The organism is Leclercia sp. M-A074-M, from assembly GCF_965195605.1.
GTDB lineage: Bacteria > Pseudomonadota > Gammaproteobacteria > Enterobacterales > Enterobacteriaceae > Enterobacter.
The window spans coordinates 1-3,872 of the sequence record NZ_CBDAHM010000026.1 but is presented as its reverse complement, the minus strand read 5'-3'; the positions used below and the strand labels follow the sequence as shown (position 1 = coordinate 3,872).

Genomic DNA, 3,872 nt, shown 5'->3' with positions numbered 1-3,872 from the left:
ACCACCACCGCCGCCACCGCCACCGCCACCAGCGGCCAGCGCAATGCCCCCTGCGACCGCCACTCCGCCCAGCGCCCACGGCCAGATCGCCGCTTCGCCCGCGGACGCGGTTGTGGTTCCTGCCAGCAGGGCATCAATGGAGGCTATCGACTGATATTGCTCTGCTGCCATCGGGTCTGCAATCCACCACAGCGCACCGTTGTCCTCTTCCAGTACCAGCTGGCTGATACCGTTATCGCCGCTGACGAAGAAGTTTTTGACGGTAATGGTTTCGCCGTCGGTCAGCTTAACGATCAGGTCATTCCCGCTGCGGTTGTACTCGAGAATGTCAGCCCGTTCAGCGTTGATTTTTACAATGGAGGAATCATTCAGCGTCACCTGAGACCCGTCTGTTACTGATTCGACGTGCGTCAGTTTGGAGATGACAGTGATTTTACTCATGTGTATTACTCCCGGCAGAGTGCAGAGAAACGGCGTCTATTTTTCGCCATTTCTTTTCAGCAGATTAAGCGCCACCCAAAGGGATATTGTTTATTTAAAACAATGACCCTGGGTAATTATGTGAAAGTGATTAAAAGCTGCCGATATAGCGATGGTGGCAGCGATATTTAGCCTTTGATACTCAAAAAATAATGCGATTGGGAATATGTTTTCAGCGGTAAAATCCTTGTCTTTAATAATGGTAAGAATTTGTGATTGACTGAATTTGATATAGCCAGAAAGTACCAGAAGTGCAAATTAAGCGTGAGTTAATAAATGGTTAGTCATATTTAAAATATTGCGCTGTGCAGTGTGAAAATGGCGGTGGCAGGCGTGGCGCGGCTTGCAGGTGTCTGCTGAGCGAGGCGTGTGTAGGGATTTTTGTTTTTAATTTAATGAGATAGCGGCATTTGGTGAGGGGGAGGTATTTTATAGGGGTATTTTAGTGTGGCTGTATAAATATTTAAACGGGAGTGAAGTTGATATTGAATATGATATATGTGAGAAGGTTTTTAATATTGTCGAATCTAGGTTGAATTAATAAAGAGTTGTGCTATTTAGATGGGCGTATAAGTTAAGGCAACCAGGTTATTTGGTAGAAATGTTATTACGGTGGGAGAGATCACATTATTTTCTTCTTGTGGGGAATGAAGAAAAGTATATGTGGCGAAGTAGGGGTTCCGTTCACCTCACGTTTTCTGCTTCTGTTACGCCTGAACCGGTGAACGTGCCAGGGTGGCTCAATCGCCACCACCCTGGCGACCCGGGCTCCCGGCAATTTTGTCTTCGGCTTATTCCCTTCGGCTATCGGGGCGGGCGTGATCCTTGCGCCTCGCCCCGGCCTGCGGTCAACGCCTCAGCGATTTTCAGCCGGACACGGTAGTCGCGGTAAGCTATTTATTTTATTTGACTTTTTCATTGCTGTTTTTCGTTTTTGGGTTTTTGGTTTTGTAGGCCGGGTCAGGCGTAGCCGCCACCCGGCGGGGTTGAGTTAACCGGTGATAATATGATTCTGGTTCACCAGCTCCTCGTAGGTGGTCTGCACGTGATCCAGCGTCACCAGCGTGGCCGGGGCAAAGCTGGTGCCTGCACCATCCCGGTCGAGCGTGATTGTCGTGCTGCCATCGCCGTTGCTGGTGAGATGGAGATAATCCCCCAGCGTGTTGCCATCGCCATTCCAGCCCACCAGCAGCTGGCTGATGTCGATTTTGTCGCCCTGTGCCAGCGAGAAGTTACCGACGTGCTCCCCGCCGTTATCGCTGAGCACGTTATAAATCAGCGTCTCGCCCGTGGTACTGGCACTCAGGGTGCTCACCAATGGCTCCTCGCTCTGGGCAAACGCCGCGGTTGCCACTGATGCCGTCGGTGGGTTCGGGGCCAGCGGGTCGACGTTAATCGTCCAGGTCTCGGAGATCAGGCTGTGATTGCCGCGGCGGTCAACCGCATCGGCGGTCAGGGAGTGGAGCCCATCGGTCAGACTGGCGGAGACCTGGAACGACCAGTTACCTGCCGAATCCACCTCCGTAAAGCCGATCTGCATCTGCTCGCTGTAGACATAAATTTTGGTGCCGACCTCACCGGTGCCGGAGATGAGCGGCGTGCGGTCATCGGATAAGGTCCCCCTCACGATGGTGCCGATGGCGTCCGGAACGTTATCCACCACGTTGGTGATGATCGGTGTGGCCGGCGGGGTCGTGTCGTCGGCTTCTACCGTACCGGGCGCGCTGGTGTTGCCCGCTTTATCGGTAGCGGTAAGCGTCATGATCTCCCCGTTCAGTTTGGCGGTAGGCAGGGTGAAGGAGAAGCTACCCGATTCGCCGACAATCAGCTCGCCGAGTTTAGTGGTGCCTTCCATGACGACCACGGTGCTACCCACTTCCGCCGTGCCGGTGAGCGCCAGACCATTATCGGAGACATCCAGCCCTGCAGGCGGTGCCGGTGGCGTGGAGTCCAGGGCGGTGGCCTGCGCCGGCTGGCTCTGGTTCTGGGCGGTATCGAAGGCGTAGACCGTCAGCACCTCGCCGTTGAGCTGGTTCGGGGCGATATTGACGGTGAATTTACCGTCGGCACCCACGGTGCCGGTACCTATCTCCTGGCCCGTGGCGTCGCGTACCGAGATGCGGGCATCCACTTCCGCTTCACCGCTCACGCTGTCGCCCGTCGCGGCGACGGAGAGGGCTGTCGGTGCCGCTGGCGGGGCGATGTCCGGCACAGGCAGCGAAGAGGCTGGACCTTCGTTACCCGCCCGGTCAGTAGCCACGGCGCTCAGGGTTTCGCCATTGACCTGCGGAGTGGTCAGGGTCAGCGAAAATGCCCCATTGACGTCCGCGGTGGCCGTACCCAGGCTATCACCCAGGTCGTTGGTCACCGTAACCGTCGAGTTGGGCTCGGCGCTACCGGTGACGATGGTGCCAGTGGCATTGATGGCGAGGCCACTCGGCGCGGCGGGCGGCGTGCGGTCGACGGTAAATTCAAACGGCGCGGAAGAGGGGCTCAGATTGCCCGCAATATCCGTCTCCGTCAGGGTAAAGGTCTGTAGCCCTTCCGTCAGCGGCTCGGCAAGCTGGTAGCTCCAGGAGCCGTTGTCCGGAACGATGATCTCCGCCACCAGCAGATCGTTGTGGTAGAGGGTAATGGTGCTGCCGGGATCGCCCGTACCGCTCAGCACCGGCTGGTTGTCATCGGTAAAACCCCCGGAGGTGATGAACCCCTGGATGTTGCCTACCTCATCCATCACCTGCAGAACCGGCGCATTCGGGGCGACGGTATCGATGGTGAGGTTGAACGCGGGAGAGTCCGGGCTGGTATTGCCTGCCGGGTCGGTGGCACTGGCGGTGATCTGATGCAAGCCGTTAGCGAGATCGGCGGTGGGGGTAAACGTCCAGCTACCGTCACTGTTCACTACCGTGCTGCCGATGTTCTTCCCGTTATCATACACCGTGATGGTCGAACCGGCCTCGCCGCTGCCGCTAAAGACCGGGCGCGGATCGTCGGTGGTCTGATCGCTGTTCAGCGCCCCGGTCAGGCTGCCGGCGTTGTCGTCAGCGATAATAATCATGGGCGCATCTGGCGGGGTGGTATCCGCGGCGGTAAGGCTGGTGGGCGGACTAACGTTGCCGGAGCTGTCGGCGGCTGTGGCCGTCAGCGTCTCGCCGTTGGTGTAGGGCACCCCCAGCTCGACGGTAAATTCACCATTGCCGTTGGCTTTGGCTTTGCCCACCACGTTACCGCTGGCATCGGTGATGGTTACCATGCTGTTGGCTTCGGCGCTGCCGAGCAGCTGGGTGTTACCGTTGGCGAAATGCAGGTTAGTGGGCGCGCCGGGCGGCGTGGTATCCTGCGCTACCGGACCCGGATCGATGCGATCGTCGCCACCGCCGCCGCCCCCACCC

At 57.6% G+C, this 3,872-nt stretch carries 2 protein-coding genes; both read right to left on the bottom strand.

The genetic code is table 11. The features are described 5' to 3' along the window. A partial coding sequence (locus ACOKCT_RS22855; RefSeq protein ID WP_420193913.1) for a BapA/Bap/LapF family prefix-like domain-containing protein occupies positions 1 to 441 on the bottom strand: 441 nt, incomplete at its 3' end. A gap of 1,030 nt (positions 442 to 1,471) precedes the next feature. Beyond that, the coding region (locus ACOKCT_RS22850; protein WP_420193912.1) for an Ig-like domain-containing protein at positions 1,472 to 3,872 on the bottom strand (2,401 nt) is incomplete at its 5' end.